Source organism: Deferribacter autotrophicus, assembly GCF_008362905.1.
GTDB lineage: Bacteria > Chrysiogenota > Deferribacteres > Deferribacterales > Deferribacteraceae > Deferribacter > Deferribacter autotrophicus.
Genome location: NZ_VFJB01000003.1, coordinates 218,293 through 243,030 on the forward strand (window position 1 = coordinate 218,293; position 24,738 = coordinate 243,030).

Consider the following 24,738-nt stretch of genomic DNA (forward strand, 5'->3'; position numbering starts at 1 on the left):
CCATTTTTTCAAATATTATACCCCTTTTCACCTATATTTCAATCAATAAAAAATGATGAAAACGTGTGTAAATTTATTTTTACAAAGATAATTGACTTAAAATTCGATGTTTTGGAGTAAAAAAGAGGGAAAGCTGTCTCTCCCTCTTTATAATCTTTAATTAGAATTCAAAAGAGAGTGCTACTTCTGCCTTGATTTCATTTGGCAAATCGTTGCCATCAATTGTAGTTGTCTTGTCGCTGAAAGCTATTCCTGCGTCGAGTCTGAATAAGTAAAAGTTTAGACCAAGTCCTGCTGTATAGACATTGTCAATGTCACTTTCAGCAAGATTTTTATAATACCCAGCTCTGAGAGCCAAAAATTTTAGCAGTTCGATTTCTGCACCGATTGAGAGGTTTTGAGAATCATAATTGTTTACATTAGTGTCATTTTTTGTGAGGTCAATATCTGCTGCAAGTGTAAGCCAGCTAAAAGGTGTAATTGCAATACCAGCTCTGGCTTGAGGGTCCAGTTTATATTCTCCACCTGATGGCTTATCAAATTTTGGAGTGTTTAAATTTCTACCAACAATTCCAAGAGTGATGGTATTTCCAATTTTATACATTGCACCAAGGTCAACACCGAAAGTTGTTGATTCTTCATAATCGTCTTTTGCATTGTCAAAAAGGTCATTGTCGTTGTTATCGTCATATAAAGAAACATAAGATTCGTAGTAACGACCTTTCATGAACTTCACATTACCACCAATGGCAAAATTTTTATTAAATGCGTATCCATAAGTTAAAGGAACCTCTACATAAATCAAACCATTAAATTTTATTTTTGATTGGTTTTGATCATAAGATTTACCACTTTGAGCATCATTTGCCACTTTTGCAACAGTATATGCAGCATTAATAATATCTTGAGTGATGGGTATTCCTTGGGTGTTTAATGAGTCTTCTAAATCAGCTAAGTAGTCGTTGGCATCACTTAGTGACCAGTTTGGAAGTGTGTTAGCTATTTCTTGAGCCAAATCTTGTAAATTAGAGTTTGATGGTGTCTCACCTGTTGTTCCATCTACATCTTTTAATGTGTCGATTATATTTGTAGTTGATGTATTAATGCCGATATTTTTTAAATCAAGAATTGGAAGAGCAGCTATATTTCCCAGTGCATAAACACCAATACCAAAATGTCCAATTCTCGAAGCAATATAACCGTTTGTTTTGAAAACTACAGCGTCATTTTCATTGATTTTTGCTACATTGTTTATGAGATTCACATAGTCATCCAAATTTTGTAGACTTATTTGTCCATCTGAGGAAATATCACTTGAAATAACATCGTAATCAAAATCGAGTATATTATCAATCTTTTCACCTAAATCATTATGAATGGAATAACCAGCACCCACTCCTACTCCTAAGCCAAAATTTCTGTTTTGATATTTCCTAACATCTGTAGTTTTGTAAAAACCGAATGCTGCAGGATTCCAGTATGCAGCTGTTGAATCATTTACCACAGCAACATATGCTCCACCCATACCAAGTGCGCGGGGACCAACTATTTGCCATTCAGCAGAAAAAACTAAAGATGGAATAATTAAGGAAAGTAAGATATAAGTGACTAAACGCATATTAGACTCCTACATTAATTTATGACTATATTATTATAGCAGATGAATTTAGATAAAACAAAAGCTTAAAAAAAATTTTTGTGATTAATTATTTTTTTCATATCTTTTTTGTGCATTTTTTATCCATTCAATAAAAAAAGCTAGAAAAATTCCGAACATTAAAGAGGTAATAAAGGAAACAGCAATTATTAATTTCGTTTTAGGTTTAGAAGGTTTGTTTGGATAAATTGGATCAGATAAATATGTTATTTTGTTGAATTTATTATATGTTTTAAGTGTTTCTAAAATTAAATTGTATTTATGCTCAACATCTAATAAAGCACCATAAGGGTCAAATCCCAAATAAAGATTATCTCTTTGATGATTGAAACTTTTTAGTTTCTTAATTAGAAATTTGTATTCCACTATTTTTGCGTAAAGATTGTCTCTTTCTTTTTCTAACAGCAATTTATTTTGCTGTAGTGATTCTTTAATAAGATTTAAGTTGTTTATATAATCTAAAATTTTGTTAAGTATGTTCTTGGCTAAAGCTATATCCTGAACATCAATTCTGATTGTCAATAAATTACCTCTTTTTATATCTGAGACTTTAATACTTTTAAGCGTTTGAATTTCATCATCATTTAATTTTAAATAATTTTTCAATGTATTTTCGTCATATTTATCTAAGTTTGACAACAAATTCTTGATATCGTTTTTATTAAAGATAGACCTATCACTGGTTTTTGATCCTGAACTAGAAGAAAACAAAGTATCGTTTATAGTTTTTAAATTAGGTAAAAACAAAGTATTTTCCACGGTATACACTCTTGGTGTTAAAAAAGTATACAAAGTAGCAATAATCAATGAAACGATGACTATTGCAAATATTAGTTTTTTATATTTTTTAATTGTTAACCATAACTCATATAAATCAATTTCATCTTCGTAATAATTAGGGATATTTTGATATTGTGATTTGTTTTCCAATTTCATCCTCCTCTTATTTAAATTTTTACACAATTTAATTTTAATAGTGAATTTATTTAATTTCAAGAGAGATTAAAGCTTTGGAGTTGCTCATTTTTATACTAAATAATGGTAATTAGGATTTTTATCTTTTTTAACTTTAAATTATACTATTCCATGACTGTGGAGATGTTTTTTGGTGTATATGTGATACTTTTACATGGCGCTAATTGTAGCAGCTTTTGTAAAATCAGGTGATTATATTCAAAATACTTTAAATTTAAATGTTTATAGTTTCATTTTAAAATGAAAGGTTGATTCTATCTTTGATTTGATTAATTTATGTTTTAAGAGAGGAGATGTGTTGGGGTGATGGTTATAATAGCTTGATAATACAATTAAATTGATATGATAAGTTACATGTTTAGAAAGTGTAGGTATAAATGAATAAAAATGAGATTTATAAAAGGGTAAAAGAAATTGTTGCTCAATATGGTTTGAATTTAAAGGGATTACGTGAGGTTTTGGCTTTTACAGATGGTTTTATAGAGGAAAATAAAGAGAAGTTTAATACTGGGTTGATTGATTGTAAGGCAGGATGTGGTTACTGCTGTGTTGTGAATATATCAGTTTTAGGAATTGAAGCAGAGAATATAGCAGAATATTTAACGTCAAATTTTCATAATGACATTATAAACTTAAAACAGAAGTTGAGAGAGAAATATTTGCTTGCCAAAGGACTTACTGATGAAGAGAGGATTGCAGCTAAAATAGAATGCATTTTTTTGGATGAGCGTAAAAACTGTATGATTTATCCTGTGAGACCGATTTTATGCAGGAGTGTGACTTCTACTGACCATAATAAATGTATTGAAGCAGTTACAATGAGTGTTATGGATGAGGATATAAAAATAATTTCAAATATTTATATTAAGGAGATATATGAAACTATTTACATTGCTCTAGCGGATGTTTTAAAAGAAAAAGGTAAAGATTATAAAAGTTATCGTTTGCTTGATATTATGTATAGGTTATTAAATTAGATTTACTTTAGTTGCCACTGAAAAAGTGGCAACTAATTTAGATAGATTATTACATCATTCTGTTGTGGAAAAGATTGTGGGTAGATCTTACAGAACAAAAAAATTATTGAGTGAAAATAATGCAAAAATTAGTTAACACTTTTGTTAACTTTTATATTGGCAATTTTGTTAATTTTTTTTGTTGACATTAACAAATTTCATCCAAACTGTGTATTTGTTGGAGGATGTTAACATACACAGGTGGGGAATTTTAAGGGCCTTTTACTGGGGAATTATTGTACCATTAACAGCGAAAGGGATAAAAGTGGTTGATGGGTGATAATGCTTTGTCACTTTGTTCCTCGCTGGTGACAGGACACGGCGATTTGTCATTGCGACCGAGCACCTAACATGAGGACTCATCCCGCAAATACCATATCCCATTTACAAACAAAACCAGCTCAAACATCATAATTTTTCAAATTAGGTGCTCGGGAAGCAATCTTTTGTGTGAATGAAATAAGAGTAGTAGACGAGAGAGATTGCTTCGTCGCTATTGCTCCTCGCAATGACTAAGAAGGTTGTCACCAGCAAGCGTCAGCGAAGTAATCTTTGTTTACCAATAAGTTGTGCCTTTGTAATATCTTTTATTGTGCAATACCCTCACTTTATGAAGGTGTTAAGTTCAAAGAGAGGAAGCATAATTGAGAATACAATAAATCCTACAATGAGTCCTATAAAGGCAATAAATAAAGGCTCGATAAGGGTATAATAAAGTGTAATGTAAGTTTTTTTATATCCTTTTATAACCTATTGTTTTGCTCAGTTAATTATAGGAATTTCCAGTTTAAATGAAAAGTATTTTATGATGAAATAAATTGTTACAATTAGATACCAAAAAAGAACTTCTTTAAAATACGTAAGATTATTTTTGTTCATCGGTCATTTGAGGGATAAAGCTAAAGAGTAAAGAACCTGTAAAAAAGCCATATAAAATCATTGCTTTAAAAGTCAAAAAGTTTACTGATATAAAAAATATGGATGCAAAGCTGACAATTTGACCAAATCTTTTTAAATTTAGGTTTTCAATTTTGTTTTTTATAAAACCTTCTATCTGAACATAAACAAATCCACCCAAAATCATTCCTGCTACAAAAATGAGTATGTTATCTATCATTTTGAGCCTCTGGCAAACAGTTTATTATTCTGAAAGCTGCCATTGCAGCGCCAAAGCCGTTATCGATATTTACTACAGTAATACCATTTGCACAGCTTGTGAGCATGGCAAATAATGGAGTAAAACCTCCAAGTGCAGTGCCATATCCAACAGATGTTGGCACAGCTATTATGGGTTGAGGGAACAAACCTCCTACAACACTTGAAAGTGCACCTTCCATTCCTGCAATTACTATGAGAACAGTGTGTTTTTTCAAATCTTCTGAATATTTGAAAAAACGATGAATCCCTGCCACACCTACATCAATATAGGTTTTTGCGGCAACTCCAAGAACCTTCAAGGTTTCATGAGCTTCGTAAGCTACTTTAGCATCAGAGCTACCAGCAGTGATTATGCCAACCGTTTTCTTAAATTTGCAAGGTGGGTATTCAAAATTTTTAGCTGTACCACTTTTTCTACAAAAGGTTACATTGGAGCCAAACTGTTTTGTGAGGGTGTCAATTTTAAGGTTATCAAGTCCTGTGCAGAAAAAACGAAGATCTTTTTCAAGATATAATTTAATAATGCTTTCAAGCTGATTAATTGTTTTCTCTTTTCCATAAATTACTTCATCAAAACCAAGACGTTCTCTTCTGTGAGTATCAATGTGAAATTCATCATGATTAAGAATAAATTTTTCTTCTATCTTTTGTGCAGCTGCTATACTATCAAGTTTACCTGACTTTAATTCTTCTAAAATACGTAATATATCCTTATTCACCTTTGTATCCTTTACATACTACGTAAATCTCGAAGGAGCTTTTCCTTGTGGCATCAGGACGGATAATCTTAATCGTTGAAAATTTCGTTTTTAATAATTTTATGAATTCATCTCTATCTTCACCGTCAAAAAGCTTGAATAGAAAGTTTCCGCCTTTTTTTAGCACTTTTTCTGCAAAGGAGAGTATGGTTTTTACTAGTTCAAGACTATTAACATGATCCGTAATCTTTTGCCCAGTTGTGTTTGGGGCAGCATCAGAAATTACTGTGTCAAAATTTCTTGAAATATCTAATACTTTGTTAAGAGTTTCAGCATCAAGAAGGTTGCCCTGAATAAAATGAAAATTGTGAAAAGTGATACCTTCCACTGGCAAAATATCAATTCCAACAACTAATCCCTTCTTTCCTACTATGGTTAATACTGCTTGAGACCAGCCACCGGGAGCGCATCCTGCGTCCAGAACGACATCCCCTTTTTTTATAAGCTGATATTTGTTGTTTATTTCTATTAATTTATAAGCCGCTCTTGATTTAAAGCCTTCTTTTTTTGCCTTTTTGTAATAAGCGTCTTTCCTTTTATACATATAATCTCCAAAAATTTTTTAAATAATGTTTTCTCAGCTTTTAAAAGCAATTTTATGTTTACAAATAAGTTAAGGGTGTTGCACAAAAGATAAACAAATATTGTGGATGCATAACTACATGTTTAATATATTGGTAATAATAAGATTGCTTCGCTGACGCTCGCAATGACGATGACATTGACGTCATTGCGAGGGACGTAAGTCCCGAAGCAATCTCTTGTTTACCAATAAGTTGTACCTCTGAAGTATTTTTATTGTGCAATACCATCGACTCGAACATATGATTATGCAATACCTTCAAAATTTTTAAAAAATGGGGTGACTTCAGATATTTTTTAAATTGATTCAAGCGGGATAACCTCATAGTGTTCTATATGAAATGTGTTATTTGCTTTCACTTCAATAGCTACGTTAAACATAAGTTCGATTTCATCAATACTGTCTTTTTCATTATTTAACAAGATATCCACTACGTCGGAGTGAGCTTCAATAAAGATTTTCTTTTTTTCATAATAAGGAGCAATTCTTCTAATTTCCCTTAAAATATCATAACATACAGTAACCTTGGACTTGATAAATCCCTTTCCATCACAGTATGGACAGTTTTCACTCAATGCTTTGGTAAGACTTTCTTTAACTCTCTTTCTTGTGATTTCAAACAATCCTAATGGGGAAATGTTCACTACAGTTACTTTGCCTCTATCCTTTTTAAATTCTTGATTTAGTGTTTGCAAAACTTTTTCAATATGCTCTTCCCTTTCCATATCAATAAAGTCTACAATAATTATGCCACCTATATTTCTTAACCGTAACTGGTAGGCAATTTCCTTTGCTGCTTCAAGGTTTGTTTTTAAAATGGTTTCTTCAAAATTTCTTTTTCCAACAAATCTACCGGTATTAACATCTATAACTGTAAGTGCCTCTGCCTGATCAATAACGATATATCCACCAGATTTAAGCCACACTACCCTATCAAACATTCTATTGATTTCAATTTCAATATTGTAATAATCAAAGATTGGAATACTGTTTTCATAAAGCTTGATTTCAAGGTCGAGATTGGGCAGGTATTCTCTATAAAAAGATTTTAACTTTAAATAGTCTGATCTGTTATCTATTATTATCCTTTTAACATCGTTGGTTGTAATGTCTCTGAGTGTTCGAAAAAGGAGCTCTAAGTCTTTATAGAGAAGTTCTGGTGCATTAGATGTAGACATTTTTTCAGAGATTTTGTTCCAGAGTCTCAGAAGGTAGTCCATATCGGATTCGAGATCCTCTTTTGAAGAACCTTCACTCACAGTCCGTGCTATTAATCCAAAATTATTAGGTTTTAATTCCGCAAGTATGTTTCTCAAACGTTCTCTTTCTTCTTCATCTTCGATTTTTCTTGAAACACCTATATGATTGTAATATGGCATTAACACAAGATATCGGCCGGGTAGTGTAAGATGGGTGGTGAGCCTTGCACCTTTTTGTCCGATAGGTTCTTTAGCCACCTGAACCACAATTTCTTGTCCTTCTTGAATAATATCTTCAATAGGAATTTGCTGTTTACCATTTACAGATTCTTCAATATCATTTTCAGTCTGATCTTCATCAATATTTTGGTATATCATATCTTCGTTTATATTTTCTGCTATTAAATCGGCTACGTGCAAAAAGGCTGCTTTTTCGAGACCTATATCCACAAAGGCTGATTGCATTCCTGGTAAAACTTTTACTACTTTGCCTTTGTAAATATTTCCTGCTACACCTTTTTTATTATGTCGCTCAATATAGATTTCGGATACGGTACCGTTTTCTAATATTGCAACCCTAGTTTCGTTTACTGTGGAATTTATAATAATTTCTTTTGACATTTAGCTTTTCAGTTTAAAAATAATTTCTTTTACTATTGCTTTTAATGTATCAAATACCCCCACCCCTTTAACGGCTATTGCCTCAAAGGATGGGACTTTTCTATAATTCAATGCTTTTTCAAGTTCACTAACAGGTATTATATTTGGTAAATCTCTTTTATTATATTGTAATACAAGAGGGATAATGTCAAGATTATAGCCGTGTTCTGCTAAATTGTCTTTGAGGTTATCGAAACTGTCAAGGTTTGCATCCATTCTATCTACTTGAGAATCAGCTACAAAGACAACACCATCAGCACCTTTTAAAATGAGTTTCCTACTGGCATCATAGAAAATTTGACCTGGGACTGTGTAAAGGTGAAACCTGAGCTTGAATCCCTTTATAGTGCCAAGACTAAGAGGCATGAAGTCAAAAAACAGTGTTCTTTCTATTTCTGTGGTAAGGGATATCATCTTGCCACGCATCTTTGGATCAGTTTTACTGTAAATGTATTGAAGATTTGTAGTTTTACCACACAACCCTGGACCATAATAAACAATTTTACAATTTATCTCTTTAGTGGAGTAATTAATAAATGACATATTTATTCACCTTGAAAAAGCCTTTCTATATCTTCTTCTGTTATATCCTCAAAGATTGGTTTACTTTCATTGCTCTTTTTTTTGTTATTAATAGTTTTAAATAATGGAATTAAGTTGTTTATTGCCTTTTTTACTCTTAATCTTACCAAACCAAGAGAAGTAGATTCATCAAATATAACAACCAATATAAATTTTTGATTTATAAGGTTTATGTGTATATGTTCGTTTTCTCCTTCGTGAAAAAGGATTGAAAATTCTTTTTCACCTAAAAGTTTTGCCAGTCCACCTGTGGCAGCCACATTTCCTGCAATTAATGCCCCAAGGGAAGTTTTGTCATATCCTTCAGTATCTTTACTGCAACTTATTGTTTGGCCGTTTTTATCAAGTAAAAAAACAGCTTTGGAGTTTGATTCATCCTTCAGTCTATTTAACTCTGCTTCAATTTTTGATGCGATTTCTTCATCCATTAAAAAGTAAAATTCATCCATCTCTTAATCCTTGAAAATATATTATAAGAATTTCTTTTGTTGCAAATTTATAAATAATTATATAATAATTTAATATGAAATTCAAAGCAAATGCAATAATTAATTCCTATGATGTTGATTTTAAAAGTGAATTGACAATAAATGCCATAGCGAAATATTTTCAACTTGCTGCTATTAATCATTCAAATAAAGTAGGTTATACAAACGGTTTTTTTACAGAAAGCGGATTTACATGGATTCTTAATAGATTGCATATAAAAATTTTTGAGTATCCAGTTTATATGGATAATATAGACATTACTACCTGGAGTAAAGGTGCCAGAGGTTTTTTTGCTTTTCGTGATTTTATTTTGGAGAAAGCTGGAAAAAAATGTGTTGTGGGTAGTAGTGTTTGGCTTCTGATAGATGTGAAAAACAAAAGGCCTGTAAAAGTTAAGGATGAGATTGTGGAAAGGTACACTGTTGAAGATGAAGATGCCTTTAATTCTGATATAAGGCGATATAAACCTGATAAAATTGAAAAAGTGGATAGTATTATAGAATATCAGCTTAGATATAAAGATTATGATATAAATGGGCATGTGAACAATTCTGTTTATTTTGAGCTGATTGAGGATGCTATATATAGAGAGTATAATAAAAAAATAACTGAAATTAAAATCTGCTATTTAAAGGAGATAAATCAACATTTCAGAAATGTATATGTTCAGCTTAGAAACAAGGAGAATTCTTTGCATTATTCAATCTGCCAGAAAGATACAGTTTTTGCATCAGGTGAAGCTATTGTTGCGTAGTCTAACTTTAATTTTTCTTTTATTCACGGTTATTTCCACTGGTTTTGCCCAAGATAGCCCATTGCTATCGCTGAAAAAACTGTTTCCTGATGTAAATGTTTTGGAAGGTGGTGAACTTAAATGGTTAACCACTGCTTTTGATGTGGAAAAATCAGGAGATTATATAACGCTAAGAAGGCACTACACTTATTTTGGTGATAAGGAAACTACTATACTAGATATAAAAAGGAAGAAGACTTTTAAGATTGTTGCAATGCTGTTTTTTGCTAAGAATGCTTTGAAAGCAAATGAATTATTTAGTGATTTAAAACAGATGAAAGCAGATTTTTCAAAAAAAATCTCAGTGGGTGATAAAGGGATAATTTTTGCTAAAAGAAGGAATAATGGTTTTAATGCAGATTATACACTGATTTTTTTAATGAATAATTTTGTTGTAAAACTTGAGGGGGATGATGGATTTGCGGTAGTGGATTTTGCGGACTACTTTGTAAAAAGTATAAGAAATTTTATTGCAGAAAACCTTGAGTATTACCTTCTAAACAGTATTGTTTTAAAAGTTGAAAAAGAGGGATTTTTAACAAAGGAAAAAGAGATAAATATTTCAGAGGGGATGGATAGCGATATAGTGATTGAAGGGCATATAGAAGATTTCGATGGAAATTATGTTAGCGATGCAAGAATTTATGTAAAAGGGATCAGCGTTGAGACTAAAAGCAACCAGAATGGAGATTTCAGAATATTTTTGAAACTCAATAAAAATAAAAAGAAAGTAATAAAAACTAAGCTTTACTTGGAAAAGAAAAAAAATGAGAATAAAAGCTTGTTACCAGTGTATTTGCTAATGTTAGAGGGAAATAAAATTTACAATAATATTTACATAAAACCAGATATTCAAAAAGTTTTCAAAGCTGAAAAAAATAAAATTTTTGATTTGAATATAGAAAATTTCAGTATTGAAGAAAACAGGTTTAATTTTACTATTAACTGTTCAAAAGGTTCATTTTTTAAATGTCAACAAATGGTATCTGGTGAAATTGATAATGATGGTAGCATTAAAGGTAGCTGGTTTGGAACCGGGGGAAAAGGTGAAGTAAAAGGTTTTATTTTGAAAAAGACAAATAGTGTAAAATATCCTGTAAAAAAATTTTGCAAAATAATGAGTTTTGCAGGAAATGTGGAAGGGAATATTTTAAAAACGAATCAGCACTTACTTTTAGGCTCTTTAGATGACTATTTAAATTTACTCTTTTTGGATTGTAGTAAGCTACTAAGTAATTATTTTGTAAAAGAAGTTACATTAAATATGTTTTTCCCAAATGAAAATATTAATAGAAAAGAGTTGGTTTTATTTACAGGCAATATTAGCGACAACTTATATCAGATTTATGATGAAATTTTAAAAGGAGCCATAAATAATGGCGTTGTGAAGTTTCAGTTATCGGGTAATAATGTTTATGAAGAGAAATTTTTAATTGTTTACAATGGTATGGAATTGTTGAATATGGATGATGAGAAAAGTTTTGTAGAAGTTGAAAAGTATGATTTTAATATTAATGCTCAGCAGGGAAAAATGTTTGCTAAGTTTATTCCAAACAATAAAGATTATGTGAGCTTTAGGAATAGGATTGCGAAAGATGGCAAACCTGATATTGCTATAAAATTAACTATTTCTCAAGTTAAAGGGAATTTAAAACAGATCGATGTGGTTTCAAAAGGGAGTATCAAGCTGCTTTGGAATACAAATCCTTTGGATATTTATCCAGCTATAGCAGTTTTTGAAAGGAACAGATATTTGAATGATGAAAAAGGTAGGATAAATTTAAAATTAGATGGAAATAAAAAAGATTTTGTTTTATATATTGCTGGTTCAGAATTAATGGATAAAAGAAATACTGAATTAATTTTGAGAATTGATAATGAAAAATATAAAGTAAGGGTTGAGGATTAAAATGGGCGATTACATCGGTTTGATAATTTTTGTATTACTGGTGGTTGTGTTGAGTTTTTTCAGAGGTGGCACCTGAGGCGTTGATTCATGTAGTATCGAGGATCGATACAAGAAAGATAAAAAGAAAAATAAAACTAATAAGAAAAAATAAATATTAGTTTGTTGTCGCTTTTTTATCAATATTGCACAGTACATAGTTAAATATCATGAACGCACAACCATGTGTTTAACATATTGATAATAAAGAGATTGCTTCGTCGCTTACGCTCCTCGCAATGACGCAAATAATGTTGTCACCCTGAGCGTCAGCGAAGCAATCTTTTGTTTATCATAAAGTTACACACTTGAAACGTTTTTTATTGTGCAATGCCCTCTATTCATTTTTTAAAAAGTGAATTGAAATTTTCATTTTTATATAATTCAATATTATTAACTTCTTTAAAGTGGTTGTTAATGAAAGCAGGTACGGATTTGTAGCTGAAAAATTTTATTGATAAAAGCGCAGGGTCTCCACTGAAAAAAGAAACCTTTTTACTGAATTTTTTTGGAAATAAACCAAGGTTAATAAAGGCAGTACCTGCTTCTTCAATATCCTGAAAACTGTAAATAATGATATTGGATATTTTTCCTATAAATTTTTCACAGTATTTTAATAGAGCGTCAATAAAATCTCCCAGTTCTTTAATAGCTTCTATCTGCTTGTTTGAAATGGATAAAGAAATTTCCTTTTTTCTATATATGTGGAAAAAGGTTTCATTATCTCTTTTTGATATTTTTACAAGTATTTCAATTGGTATTTTATCTAGTAGTTCAGTTCTATCTTTAAACTGGAAGTTATTATCAATGATCCCATAATTTTTTAGACTTGCAACTGCCTTGAAAATTACTTTGGGACTCAGAGAGTCAGGTTCGAAATAACTGTCTTTAATAGTTATTTCTTTGAAATCTTCTGAAATGTCAGTGATTGGATTTATGCCTGTTGAAAAAAGAAATTCTGTGTCTATTGAAGAAGAAATATATTTAGTATCAAGCACAAATAACTTATTATCTTTTTTGTAAAAGATGGTTTGAAGGTTGTCAAAAGGTATAAGTAACGATTCATCCTGCAAATTGAGAAGTCTAAAAAAAGTGAGTAAATTTGATGGATTTTCAAGAGGCTGAATTATTTCACAAAACATTTCTCCAATATTGAATGTATAATAACTTACAAGATTCAACAAATGTGTACCATTGTAGCTATTTTTGTCTAATATAATTAAGATTCTATCAATATCAGGAACATCAACATAATTGTATATAAAGTCAGAAATAAGATTGTTATCTATGATATCAATCAATGGCTCTTCTGTTTTTACATAACCATCAAAGGAGACGTTACCTATACTTGCGCTGTAAACAAAGTATTTAATACCTTTTGGATACTGAATAAGTATAAGACCATCTTTCAATTCTGTGAGTTCATCTTTTGTTTCAAAATTTGTTTTTTCGTCCTTTTCTTCATTTGTTTGAATAAATTCTAATTTATTTTCATTTGTGTTATTATTGTTTAATTTTTTTACTGTAACTTTGACAATATTTGGATCTTCTTCTACAATCCATTCTTCAGTGTCCACGATAATATCAGATTTTACATTATACTGACATGCAAGCCTGTAACCATTTTCTAGATTTATTTTTGCAAGAACCAATCTATCTTTTTTTGTGGGTTTATTGATCTCTTTACCGTCAGCAGATATGATTTTCACTTTACATTTGCCGCATTGCCCATTCCCTTTGCAAAGTGATTCTATATGTATATTATTTTCCACAAGAACATCGTAAAGATTAGCCCCACTTTTTGCTTCAATTACAATATTTTTATTTTTAACATTGATCTTTACCTTTTTGCCAAAAAACATATCACCTCTATAAAATCTGTCCTAAAAACTGTTTGAGTCTTTCATTTTTTGGATTAGAGAAAATTTCTTGAGGAGTATTTTCTTCGATCAATTCCCCTTCATCCATAAATACAACCCTGTCAGCTACTTCCCTTGCAAATCCCATTTCGTGAGTAACTACTACCATAGTCATTCCTTCCTTTGCAAGGGTTTTCATAACATCGAGAACTTCACCAATCATTTCAGGGTCAAGGGCGCTGGTTGGCTCATCGAAAAGCATAATCTTTGGGCGCATAGCAAGAGCCCTTGCAATGGCCACCCTTTGCTGTTGACCACCAGATAGCTGGGAAGGGTAACTGTTAACTTTGTCTGCAAGTCCAACTTTATTGAGTAATTGCAAAGCTATTTCTTCGGCCTCTTCTTTCTTCATTTTCTTTACAACCATGGGGGCGAGAGTGATATTCTTTAGCACTGTCATGTGAGGAAACAGATTAAACTGCTGAAAAACCATTCCAACTTCTTCACGTACTTTGTTAATATTAGTTTTTGGATGAGTCAAATCTACTCCATCAATAATAATTTTACCATCGTTTATTGATTCAAGCAAATTTAATGTACGCAAAAAAGTCGATTTACCCGAACCGCTTGGACCAATTATTACTACAACTTCACTTCTTTTTACTTTTAAATTTATACCTTTTAATGCGTGAACCCCGTTGGGGTAAATTTTATGAACATTAGTCGCTTCAATTATATAATCAGTCACTTTCTGCCAACCTCCTTTCAATTAATTGAGTTAAGAAGGACAGGGAGGTGGTCAATATAAGGTAAAGAGCTGCAACTGTAAACCATACCTCAAAGGGTTGAAAAGTAGATGTAACCACTTCTCTTCCTGCCTTAGTCAAATCAGTGATCGATATAACTGAAACAAGGGATGAATCTTTAATTAAAGAAATGAATTGTCCTGCCATAGGTGGTATTGTTCTTTTTAATGCTTGAGGTAGGATTATGTATTTCATCGTCTGGAAGTAGTTCATTCCGAGACTTCTTGCTGCCTCAGTTTGTCCTTTATGGATTGACTGAATTCCAGCTCTAACAATTTCAGCCACATATGCACCTGCAAAAACTGCGAGTGCAGCAACACCAGCAGTAAATCTGTTTAGCTGTAAAACGGTACCAATAAAAAAGTAAAAAATAAATATTTGTACTAAGAGTGGAGTTCCTCTAATTAGTTCAATGTATGTAATGGCAAGTTTTTTTAATGCCGGATTTTCAGATATACGCATTAAACCTGTAATTATTCCTATTATAATTGCAAAAAATATTGATATTATAGATAATTTGAGAGTAATTATTAGTCCTAGAAGTAATGGCCCTGGTTCACTTACTTTAATTTTTGCTACAACATCACCTTCAAATATAAGATCATTGTCTGAAACAGAAATTGAGCTATATTTTTCAATGACTTCTTTTTCTCCGCTGTCTGAAACAATAATTAGTTTTTTACCTTCAATTTTTGCTGTTCCATCAAAAGGTGCTCTTATTTCTTTATCGTAAACATGCCAAACAAATTGGAAAACCCTGTTCCAACGCCAGATATAATTTATTTGTTTTGTTGAGAAATAAAAAAATGCACCAATCCCAATAAGAATTAAAACAAAAATCACATTCCATAAAAAATTATTTCTCTTTTTGTTCACTTTTATCCTCTCTTGTATATGTATTAAGCCCCCTGAGGAATCAGGGGGCTATGAGTTTTTTTATTGAATTTGTTTATGCCAGGATGTACTTTTAAACCATTTATTATAAATTTTATCGTAAGTTCCATCACCTTTGATTTGTCTCAAAAAGTTGTTAAGCCAGTTAAGGAAGTCTGGATCTCCTTTCTTTACAGCCCAACCAAGAGGTTCATAAGTAAATGGTTTGTCAAGGAAAACTACTTTATCTTTATAAAGGGAGTAGTAGTAAGCACATAGAGGAAGGTCATAAACAAATGCATCAGCTTTTCCGTTTATAAAGTCTTGAAATGCATCAGCTTCTGTTTCAAAAGCGTTGATTGTTGCTTTAGAAATATATTTCTTAGCGGCAAAATATCCTGTTGTTCCAAGTTTTGAAGCTATTACATATTTTGGATTATTTAAATCTTTATAGCTTTTAATTTTACCAGCGTCTTTTTTGTGAATAAGTAATGTTTGACCTACGATAATATATGGATCTGCAAAATTTACCTGAAGGTTTCTTTTTTGGGTTATTGTCATTCCTGACATAATAATGTCAAATTTGTCTGTGATTAGTGCTGGAATGATTCCGTCCCATGCAGTATTTACAATTTTGAGCTTAACGCCCATTGCTTTTGCCATAACTTTGGCAATATCCACGTCAAAACCGATGATTTCACCATTTTTTGCTGTCATTTCAAATGGCTTGTAACCTGATTCGAGACCTACCCTTAATTCACCTCTTTTCAAAATTTGATTGAGGGTAGATTTCTCCCAGAGGGAGTTATCTGCGGCAAATACTAGTGTTGCCAAGAAAAAAACAAAAACTACTGAAAGTAACGCTTTTCTCATTGCATCCTCCTAATAAGATTTTCCTTCATCTAATAATTCACTTATTATCATTTGCGTCCCACAATCAGGACACCTTGGTATTGATTCTTTAGGTATGTATATAATTTGCTTCCTCCCACATTTTGGGCATTTTATCTCTACTGCTTCTATCTTATCTCTCACAATAGCCTCCAATATTAAATGTTGTACAAATACACTTTAAATCAATTTCACATTACTTTAAAAAGTTCTTTTAATTTTTGCAAGCACTTTGTGATTGAATGTGTATATAAAGATGTTAAGTAATGTTGAATCTTTTAAAGGTTTTTTAAATATGTGTTAATTATATTTTTAAGACTGTCTTTAGTTATTTCACCTAAAAAAAGTTCAATGTTTTCCTCAGAGTTTTCAAGGAAATAGAGAGCCTTTTCAAATCCTTTTTTTGCTTCCTGATATTCACCAAGATTTTTCATGCACAAAGCATAATAATACCATCCTGAGATTGATTCTCCTTTAAGGAAAAGGCATTTTCTAAAATTTTCCAGAGCCTTAAGGTAATCATTGTGTAGGTAGTGATAAATTCCATTTAAAAGAAAAGTTTCATAGTTTAATGGTTCATTCTTGATTATTGTATCAAGTAAATTTTTGGCGTTTTCAAAATCGTGTAGTTTGATTAAGCACAAAGTCTTGAATATTTTTGCGCGTAAATTTGAGGGATTGAAGTTATTAGTTATCATAGAAAAATAATTTAGTGCTTCCTTTGGCCTATCCTGAGAAAGAAGTTGTATACCTTTTTCAAAAAGGTCTGTTTCCTCTTTTTTGGAGTCTCTAGCTTTTCTTATCTTGATATCAGTAAATAATGGTAGTTGTGTTATTTTGTGTTCAGTAGTAATAACAGGGGCATCTTTTTTGCGAAAGATTACAACTCCATTGATTTCTTCACGTTTAAATATATCTTTTGGAATTGAAAGGATGTCTGCTGTACCAAAGATAATAAAAGAATTTTTATCAGCAATTTTATCAATTTTTTTTACCGCTAATTCGATTTCATTTTTATCAAGATAAATTAAAAGATTTCTACAATAAATAATATGGTAATTATCTTCAGGTAGATCGAATAAGTTTTCATTGGAGAAGTTAACTAATGATTTTACATGTTCTTTAAGTTTAAAGGTTTTATCATCTATTTTATCAAAGTATTTTTTAATGAGGTTATCATCAGTATTTCTTAAATACCATTTTTGGTAAATTCCTTTTTTGGCTTCATTTAATATTTGTTCACTAATATCTATTCCTAATATATTTATTTTATCTTTATATTCAGGTAAAGACTCTAGAATTTCGATAGCGATTGTATAAGGTTCGCAGCCATTTGCGCAACCTATTGAAATGATATTTATAGTTGTATTATCTTTTAAGTGTTCGATTATTGGTTTTAGAACAGTAAACTGACTTTTATTCCTGTAGAAAAATGATTCATTTATAGTTAAATCTGATAAAAACTTATATAATGCTGATCTGTCATTCAATAAAGTGCGGTAAATGTATTCTTCACTTTTATATGTGTTGAGCCATTTGTTAAGAGTATCGTAAAATTTTTCTTCTAAAGGCCCTGTAATGTTTAACCCTGCGAATTTTCTAATAAGCGATTTAATATCGTTTGTAAACAAACTATGCATTTAACAAACGCTCCAAAAATACATTTCTTTCTTGTATGGGAATCAATAAATAATCTGGAACTTGGATATAATCCAAATTATCAGCAAAATATAACACTATTTTTTGAAAGTCAATATCTTTATATATACCGAAATAAGGATTTTCACAATTTATTATCTTTTTGTTGAGCTTATCGATTAAAATCATATCATTGGTGGCACAGTAATATAATTTATTATTATATATTAATGTTAGAGAAACAGGAGTAGGATAGAAATGAAGTAAATTTTGATGGATGAAGTTATTTAATTCAAGACATATTTCATCAAAATTTTTATTTTGATTAATAAGGTGATAAAGATATAGGGATATTAACATATGATTATATAGAGTTGTAAGTGTACTAATTTGATAAATTTTATTATCAATATTAATAGAATATGTGTGTGCCTTTTCAGAGATAATGCTCAAATTTTTGGGACTTTTATTAGTGAATATTTTATTTGTTACCGTAATTAATTTGTTTAAATCGACATTTTTTTTAGACAATTGTTCTTTGTAGATAAGATTTTTAAAGTTAAGATAAAACTTTTTCAAAATGTTTAAAATAATAGGCATTGAATCATAGAGTATGTGTGTATCTTGATACCTATCAAATATAAAGAATATTTCGCCAATATTTTTGCCTGTTAAATTTAGCAGTTCTGAATAAAATTGTTCATTTTTTTCTAATTTATACGTTTCGTCAGTTAGAAAAATTTTTGTATCAGGCGGAACATTTATTAACTGACTTATTTCATTTTCATTTATAGTAGTAAAGATATAGTGTTGTTCGTCGATAATGAAATGTAATACAAGTTTTTTAATATCTAATGCTGTATAAATAAGGTCGGTCAATTCAATAAAGTAATTATTAATATCAAGTATATTATCCAATATTTTTTCAGAATAAATTGATAGAAATTTTTTAATGAGTTTCTTTTCTATTTCTTCCCTAGAGATAGCTGAAGTTATTAACTCTTCTTTTGTTGGGAAATATAGTGTTCCTTCATCTAATCTCTGTAAAAAAGATATAAATTCTTCAGGAGTGGCTATATAAATATTTGATAATGTAAATGATAGTATAGTTTTAGTCCTAATATTTGAAGTTATTAAAAGAACATTATTTCTACTTAATTTATTATTTTCAGACAATAAGAACAAGTAATGAGTTCCAATTTCATTGAGGAAGCTGTTTTCTAAAATCAAAAAAGCATTATTTATTGTACCAAGATTAAAAATATCATTAGGAGAATTCAAAACAATCAAATTTTCATTATGATAGTGATCGAATACAATTTTTTTTATAAGCTGACTATTTACAGCTACAATGATATTTCTCTTATTCATTTTCTATATATGGTATAATTTCTTCTGGGTTTATTATATTATCTGCATAAAGCAAAGCTGATTTTGGCATGCTTGGTGCAATTGCAGTATTTGGGTTTTGAGCCAATATTTTTGCGCCAAATTCTTTAGCAATTTTTACTCCTTCTTTTCCGTCAAATCCCATTCCAGTCATTTGAAAAATTATACATTTTTCTCTAAAATGTTTTGCAACAGATTCATATACTTTATCAATGCTAGGGAAATACATCTGTTTTTGATTTATGGGAGTGAGCTTAAATAAGTTATTATCAATAATAAAATTATTTGTAGTAGGAGCAATGTAGATAGAATTTTTTATTTCCATATTGTCAGAAATTACATAAACATTTTTTTTAGATAAAGACTGAAGCCAGTTTTTAAAACTGTTTTCAAATCCTACTTCTATATGATTAGCTATTATAACAGAAAGTTTTTCTAACTTTGAAATGGATGGAATGATTGTTTTTAGTAATTTTGGTCCTCCTGTAGAAGAACCTAATACCAGTACTTTTCTTGACTCAAGATTTTTTCTAAACTTTGGCCTAGTTAGGCTAAAATCTTTAGAATAATTTTTATTTAATGGAGCGGCATATCTTATTTTGTATCTTAATCTTTCTATAAATTCACTGGTTATTTCTAGCGGTTTTTTTATTATTTCAACAAAATAGTTTAAATTGAGATGAAAGCTTTTTTCAATTTCAAAATCTGAAAGAGAGGTTATCAAAATTATGGGGGTTGGATCGATAGCCATTATAGCTTCAGTTACTGCATCCCCAGTCATTTTGGGTAAAACAAGATCAAGTATGACAACGTCAGGTTTTTTTTCAGCAAATAATTTTACGGCAGAAATTCCATCATTTGCAGTTCCTACGACTGTTATGTCATCAAATTTGGATAGTTCTTCTACCAGAGTTGTTCTGAAATAAGCTGAATCTTCAACAATAATAATGTTTTTTTTCATAACAATTCTTTAATCTTTTTTAAGAAACTGTCTTTGATAAAAAATCTTTTAATAAAATATCCATTAGCACCGGCATCAAGACCATTTTGTATATCTTGCTCATCACCTTTTGAAGAGAGAATGAGGATGGGGATAGATTTATTCAACTTGCGTATATTTTTGGTAAGTGTTAATCCATCCATAATTGGCATTTCTATGTCAGTAATAATAAAATCTATATTTTTGTTTCTAAACAATTCAAAGGCTTCTACTCCATTTTGTGCTGTTAAAATATTATATCCTTCATTAGTGAGCAATTCTTTTATCGTCTCTGTAATTACAGGGTTATCGTCTGCTACTAAAATGGTTTTTTTGACTTTTTTTTCATAAAGATTTGATGGAATAATTGTTCTTGATTCTCTAAGAGCAGTTTTAGTTAAGTAAGAAGGATTGAGAATTGCGATAGGTCTATTGTTATAAATGGAAAAGCCAACAAAGTATTTATAATTGCTTGATATGCCTTTAATGGGAATCAAGTCAAATAAGATATTCTCACCAACTGATTCTACTGCAACGGCACTTTTAGTGTTCTTAAAAAATATAAGTAATTTTTCGTTGGTTGAATCAATATTAAACAATTCACTTAATTTATAAAGATTAAAAAGTGTGCCATTTTTTTCAATTACTAACGTTCCGTCTTTATCTTTAATATTTTCAGTAATCAGCTTTTCAATACTATCAATTATAGAAATAGGGACAGCAAGATAATTGTCAGCAGTGGCTAAAATTTTGCAATACACACTTTTGAAGGTAAAAGGAATATTTAGTATAAATTTTGTATATTTACCAATTTCTGACTCTATTTCAACAAATCCGCCAATTTTTTCAATCTTTTCTCTTACTATACTGAGTCCAAGTCCTCTTCCGCTAATTTCATCTACTTCAAGTGTTGTGCTAAAATTTTCATTAAAAAGTAAGTTGTAAATATCTTCTTTTTTCAGTTTTGGAATGTCATCAGGTTGAATTAATCCGTTTTCAATTCCCTTTTCAATTATTTTATTAACATCAATTCCTTTACCGTCATCAGTGACGATTATATGTATTCTGTCTGATGCCTGTTTAAATTGTACTGTAATCTTACCTGTTTTTGATTTACCTACTTTTATTCTTTCTTCAGGGTTTTCAATGCCATGATATACAGCATTTCTAATAATATGTGTGAGTATTTCATTAGCAATGGCTAAAATTTCTTCATCTACTTCCACATTAGAGTTGATTATTTCGAGTTTAACGTTTTTGGATAATTTTGTTGCAGTTAAGTGAGCAATGTTTTTTAATTTTTCATCGAGAGCATTAAATGTTGTTAAGTTTAACCTGTTGAGTTGATACCCTATTTTTTCAAGTTGTTCTAATAATTTGTTTTTAGTAAAACCTTCTATACGAACTTTATTTAGAAGATCATAGATGTGTGTATTAAGTTTTTGAAATTCTGTTTTTAAGGATGCCACTTTTTCAGTTGCAATATTTTTTGTAGTGATTATGCTTGTTTTTTGTTCATCTTTAAACTTTTTTTCTATGATTACGCTACTTTTAAGTAATTGATCAATTTCATCAATGATTTTATTTGGATTGTCCAAATTTTTTGGAATTTTTTCTAATATATTGATAATTTCTATTATTTTGATTTTATCATTATCTTCGATTTCATGTTTTGTTAATCTTTGAAAGTAATTTTCAAGATTGTGAAAAATATCAGTAAGGTTGTGTAACCCTAATATTCCTGAAGAACCTTTTAATGTGTGAAGTTCTTTTACAATTTTAGTAAGGTATTCTTTTTCTTCAGCTTCAAAAAAATTGTTAATAAATGTTCTTATATTGTTTATATGAGTTGTTAACTCTTCAGTAAAAATTTTAAAAAGTTTTTTATTATCCATTGTTTTTTTAATGTTTCAATTTATTAATAACTTCAATAGTTTCTCTTAAAGTTTTTGCTACTGCTTTGATGTCGTGAGCTGTTTGCAATGTTTCATTGGCGGATTTTAAAGCGTCACTCATAGCAGCAAGCATTTCATTGGATGTATTGGAAATGTCACCTGTGGCTTGTTTTAGATCTTTAATCGCATTAATAATTTCATGCAGGTTGGCGTTTAAATCCTGAATTTCTATAAAAATCTTTTCAAAGTTTTCTGACAATGATTTTACATCTTTATACCCTTCTTCAATATTCTTGATAGTTTCTTCTACAATCATCACAGATGATGTTGAAAATGAGCTAATTGCTTCGATTTTGTTTTCAATATCTGATGTAAATTTATAGGTTTTTTCAGAAAGTTCTCTTATTTCTTCTGCAATTATTTTAAAACTTTCTTTGTTTGTGTCTTCTCTTACAGCTTCTATGGATGCATTTAAAGAAAGAATATTTGTATGTTCTGAAATTTCATAAATAGTTTTTAAAATTTTTCTGATTTCACCAGTCTTTTGATTTAAATTATTTGTAATTTCAAATACTTTGTTAATTTTGTTGGTTAATTCTTTCATCCCTTCATTGGATTCATTTATTTTTTCTTCAGTTTTTTTGGTTTCTTCATTTATTGCGTCACTTTTGTTAGCAATATTATTTAAGGATGATAATATTTGTTCTGTAAAAGTGTTTAGCTCCATTATGGAAGTATTTGTTTCTGAAATGCTTGTATTTTGTTGTGAGAGCATTGAACTAAGAGTAGAAGCTGATGCTTCAAGTTCTGATGAGGAGTTGGTGAGATGAATAACGGCTTCTTCTATATTCATTACAATTTTCTGTAGCTTATTTGCTCTTTCTTCCTGGAGTAAATTATCCTTTTTTTGGTTAGATATGTCATTAAATGTAATAAGATAGCCAATTAGCTTGTTTTGATTATCAAGAATTTTTCCTAATCTTACGATATAATAAGCATCATATTTTGGATCGTATAATTCAAATCTATATTTTTGTTTTAATGAGTTGACAAACTTATCAATATTTTCTTCTAAAGTCTTCATTGATTCGGGAATAACTTCTAATAGATTGTAATTTTTTTCGCTATCAAGATCAAATAAGTTATCAAAATTTTTATTTCGATAATTTATGTTGAAAGATTTGTCAAACACTGCTACGGGAATTGGTAATCTTGATAAGATGGTATTTACTTTTATTTCTTCCTGATGAAGCTCATTTAATGTTTCTTCTGCCGCTTTTGCAATAATATCGTATTCATAAATTGAAAAGTTTCCGAATCTTAAATCTCTACTTCCAGCTTTAATCCTTTTAAAGTTTGAAAATATTTGAAATAGAGGTTTAGTTGTAAATCTAATAAAGAAAATTTCACTTGCTAGCCAAATTAAATAAAGTAGAATTGTAATTATGATTATCGATGAAACTTTTGTATTTGTAATTGGTAAGAATGAATTTAGACTTAAATATATTTTTAATCCTGCTTCAGGTATATTCAACTCAATTTGTTGATTTTTTCTTGTAATAATTTCAGATGATTTAATTGGTTTATTATTTTCATCATATAAACTTTTGGTTACATAACTTATTTGAGTGTTAATAAAAGTATGCTCTATATCTAAGGGGATTTTTTTTACAAATTGATAAAGTACATCATCGTTATTAAGTAAAAGATATCTGTTGATTATAAGAGAATTATTTTTAATATAATAAAATGTTAATAACTTGTTGTTATTTAAGAGTTTTAATAAATCAGATGGTAGTGATTTGCTTGTAGTAGAATTTGATGAAGAAAATATCCCATTATTATTTTTATATTGAATTATTGAATAATTTAGTTTTTTGATATCCTTTTTAAGTTCATTGATATCTTTTTTGTTTATGAACTTTTCAGATAATGTTTGAAACTCTATTTGTTCTGAAGCAATAACGGATTCAATAGTTATTTTAATATTTTTTCCCATAGAAACAAGGAATTGTTGGGCAACATTGTTCAGCAGGTTATTTATGAGAGAGTAAAATATTAATGCAAAAATACAGAAAAGGACGGTAAGGGCTATGATTCTAAAAATTAGTACATTTTTAAAACTGATCTGTTTCATTTTTCCCCCTTTATTAAGGTAGCGTTTAAATTTTCTTTGATTTTATCTAGATCTAATAAATAAACGGTTTCTTTTTCATGCTTATATTCATTTTTTATGAAATCGCTCGAGATGGATTTTTCAACCTGGTTACCTAAACTTTCAAAAAGGTGAATTTTTCCATCTGAGGTTACAATAAAGTCGTATGGCGATGACAGTATTATAAGATATTTGGATATTGATACGGATTTTGGTTCAGAAAAAATAGTTGATAAATTTATTACAGAATATAATTCTCCTTTAATATTTGTGATACCTAGCAGAAAGTTATCTTGAAGTGGAAGAGGATAGATATAATTAATCAAACTGATACTTTTTACATAATTAGAATTTATTGCAAATTTCATGTTCATATGTTGAAAAACTAAATACATGGCTAAATCAACTTTTAATTATTCACTAAGTATGTTATAAGTA

At 29.8% G+C, this 24,738-nt stretch carries 22 protein-coding genes; 3 read left to right on the forward strand and 19 right to left on the reverse strand.

Annotated elements, in window-relative coordinates:
- Positions 1 to 160: 160 nt before the first annotated feature.
- A complete protein-coding gene (gene traF, locus FHQ18_RS03075; protein WP_149265703.1) occupies positions 161 to 1,618 on the reverse strand; it encodes a conjugal transfer protein TraF in 1,458 nt (485 codons plus the stop codon).
- 84 nt (positions 1,619 to 1,702) lie between these two features.
- Positions 1,703 to 2,587, reverse strand: coding sequence for a Wzz/FepE/Etk N-terminal domain-containing protein (locus FHQ18_RS03080; RefSeq protein ID WP_188020323.1), 885 nt, complete (start codon positions 2,585 to 2,587; stop codon positions 1,703 to 1,705).
- A 422-nt stretch (positions 2,588 to 3,009) separates the two neighbouring features.
- On the opposite strand from FHQ18_RS03080, the gene FHQ18_RS03085 reads away from it, so the two are divergent.
- Positions 3,010 to 3,609: a YkgJ family cysteine cluster protein gene (locus tag FHQ18_RS03085; protein WP_149265705.1), complete on the forward strand. Its 600-nt coding sequence runs from the start codon at positions 3,010 to 3,012 to the stop codon at positions 3,607 to 3,609.
- A 904-nt stretch (positions 3,610 to 4,513) separates the two neighbouring features.
- Here FHQ18_RS03085 and FHQ18_RS03090 read toward each other — a convergent pair.
- The 6 genes from FHQ18_RS03090 to FHQ18_RS03115 all read right to left on the reverse strand — a co-directional run bounded on the left by FHQ18_RS03090 (position 4,514) and on the right by FHQ18_RS03115 (position 9,037).
- Positions 4,514 to 4,765, reverse strand: coding sequence for a hypothetical protein (locus FHQ18_RS03090; RefSeq protein WP_149265706.1), 252 nt, complete (start codon positions 4,763 to 4,765; stop codon positions 4,514 to 4,516).
- Complete coding sequence (gene larB, locus FHQ18_RS03095) at positions 4,755 to 5,525, reverse strand: nickel pincer cofactor biosynthesis protein LarB (RefSeq protein ID WP_149265707.1); 771 nt, start codon at positions 5,523 to 5,525, stop codon at positions 4,755 to 4,757. The genes FHQ18_RS03090 and larB overlap by 11 nt, the downstream gene beginning before the upstream one ends.
- Entirely contained in the window at positions 5,518 to 6,108 is a 591-nt protein-coding gene (locus FHQ18_RS03100; protein ID WP_149265708.1) for an RlmE family RNA methyltransferase, read from the reverse strand. The genes larB and FHQ18_RS03100 overlap by 8 nt, the downstream gene beginning before the upstream one ends.
- 335 nt (positions 6,109 to 6,443) lie before the next feature.
- The gene (locus FHQ18_RS03105) at positions 6,444 to 7,967 is read right to left on the reverse strand and encodes an Rne/Rng family ribonuclease (protein ID WP_149265709.1); all 1,524 of its coding nucleotides are present in this window, start codon (positions 7,965 to 7,967) and stop codon (positions 6,444 to 6,446) included.
- Entirely contained in the window at positions 7,968 to 8,549 is a 582-nt protein-coding gene (locus tag FHQ18_RS03110; RefSeq protein WP_149265710.1) for a GTP-binding protein, read from the reverse strand. It abuts the gene before it with no gap.
- Between the two features lie 2 nt (positions 8,550 to 8,551).
- Positions 8,552 to 9,037 carry a roadblock/LC7 domain-containing protein gene (locus tag FHQ18_RS03115; RefSeq protein ID WP_149265711.1) on the reverse strand — a complete coding sequence of 162 codons (486 nt, stop codon included), beginning with the start codon at positions 9,035 to 9,037 and terminating at the stop codon, positions 8,552 to 8,554.
- Positions 9,038 to 9,111: 74 nt separating this feature from the next.
- Between FHQ18_RS03115 and FHQ18_RS03120 the strand changes: the two genes are divergently transcribed.
- Both FHQ18_RS03120 and FHQ18_RS03125 read left to right on the forward strand, forming a co-directional pair.
- Positions 9,112 to 9,831 (forward strand): acyl-[acyl-carrier-protein] thioesterase, encoded by a 720-nt coding sequence (locus FHQ18_RS03120; protein WP_149265712.1) that lies wholly within the window; start codon positions 9,112 to 9,114, stop codon positions 9,829 to 9,831.
- Positions 9,740 to 11,779: a hypothetical protein gene (locus FHQ18_RS03125; protein WP_223144575.1), complete on the forward strand. Its 2,040-nt coding sequence runs from the start codon at positions 9,740 to 9,742 to the stop codon at positions 11,777 to 11,779. Before FHQ18_RS03120 ends, FHQ18_RS03125 begins: the two co-directional genes overlap by 92 nt.
- 377 nt (positions 11,780 to 12,156) lie before the next feature.
- Here the strand turns inward: FHQ18_RS03125 and FHQ18_RS03130 are convergent, their stop codons facing one another.
- The 11 genes from FHQ18_RS03130 to FHQ18_RS03175 all read right to left on the reverse strand — a co-directional run bounded on the left by FHQ18_RS03130 (position 12,157) and on the right by FHQ18_RS03175 (position 24,695).
- Positions 12,157 to 13,677, reverse strand: coding sequence for a 2Fe-2S iron-sulfur cluster-binding protein (locus FHQ18_RS03130; RefSeq protein WP_149265714.1), 1,521 nt, complete (start codon positions 13,675 to 13,677; stop codon positions 12,157 to 12,159).
- A gap of 7 nt (positions 13,678 to 13,684) precedes the next feature.
- The gene (locus tag FHQ18_RS03135; protein ID WP_149265715.1) at positions 13,685 to 14,422 is read right to left on the reverse strand and encodes an amino acid ABC transporter ATP-binding protein; all 738 of its coding nucleotides are present in this window, start codon (positions 14,420 to 14,422) and stop codon (positions 13,685 to 13,687) included.
- Positions 14,415 to 15,356, reverse strand: coding sequence for an amino acid ABC transporter permease (locus tag FHQ18_RS03140; RefSeq protein WP_149265716.1), 942 nt, complete (start codon positions 15,354 to 15,356; stop codon positions 14,415 to 14,417). Before FHQ18_RS03140 ends, FHQ18_RS03135 begins: the two co-directional genes overlap by 8 nt.
- Positions 15,357 to 15,416: 60 nt before the next feature.
- Positions 15,417 to 16,226 (reverse strand): transporter substrate-binding domain-containing protein, encoded by an 810-nt coding sequence (locus tag FHQ18_RS03145; RefSeq protein WP_149265717.1) that lies wholly within the window; start codon positions 16,224 to 16,226, stop codon positions 15,417 to 15,419.
- A 9-nt stretch (positions 16,227 to 16,235) separates the two neighbouring features.
- Entirely contained in the window at positions 16,236 to 16,388 is a 153-nt protein-coding gene (locus FHQ18_RS12585; RefSeq protein WP_188020324.1) for a hypothetical protein, read from the reverse strand.
- 134 nt (positions 16,389 to 16,522) lie between these two features.
- Positions 16,523 to 17,884, reverse strand: a complete 1,362-nt coding sequence (locus FHQ18_RS03150) for a CheR family methyltransferase (protein ID WP_149265718.1) — start codon at positions 17,882 to 17,884, stop codon at positions 16,523 to 16,525.
- Complete coding sequence (locus FHQ18_RS03155; RefSeq protein ID WP_149265719.1) at positions 17,877 to 19,253, reverse strand: hypothetical protein; 1,377 nt, start codon at positions 19,251 to 19,253, stop codon at positions 17,877 to 17,879. Before FHQ18_RS03155 ends, FHQ18_RS03150 begins: the two co-directional genes overlap by 8 nt.
- Entirely contained in the window at positions 19,246 to 20,232 is a 987-nt protein-coding gene (locus FHQ18_RS03160) for a chemotaxis protein CheB (protein ID WP_149265720.1), read from the reverse strand. The genes FHQ18_RS03155 and FHQ18_RS03160 overlap by 8 nt, the downstream gene beginning before the upstream one ends.
- Positions 20,229 to 22,145, reverse strand: coding sequence for a hybrid sensor histidine kinase/response regulator (locus FHQ18_RS03165; protein ID WP_149265721.1), 1,917 nt, complete (start codon positions 22,143 to 22,145; stop codon positions 20,229 to 20,231). Before FHQ18_RS03165 ends, FHQ18_RS03160 begins: the two co-directional genes overlap by 4 nt.
- Positions 22,146 to 22,152: 7 nt before the next feature.
- Entirely contained in the window at positions 22,153 to 24,282 is a 2,130-nt protein-coding gene (locus tag FHQ18_RS03170; RefSeq protein ID WP_149265722.1) for a methyl-accepting chemotaxis protein, read from the reverse strand.
- Positions 24,279 to 24,695: a chemotaxis protein CheW gene (locus FHQ18_RS03175; protein ID WP_149265723.1), complete on the reverse strand. Its 417-nt coding sequence runs from the start codon at positions 24,693 to 24,695 to the stop codon at positions 24,279 to 24,281. Before FHQ18_RS03175 ends, FHQ18_RS03170 begins: the two co-directional genes overlap by 4 nt.
- Positions 24,696 to 24,738 lie beyond the last annotated feature (43 nt).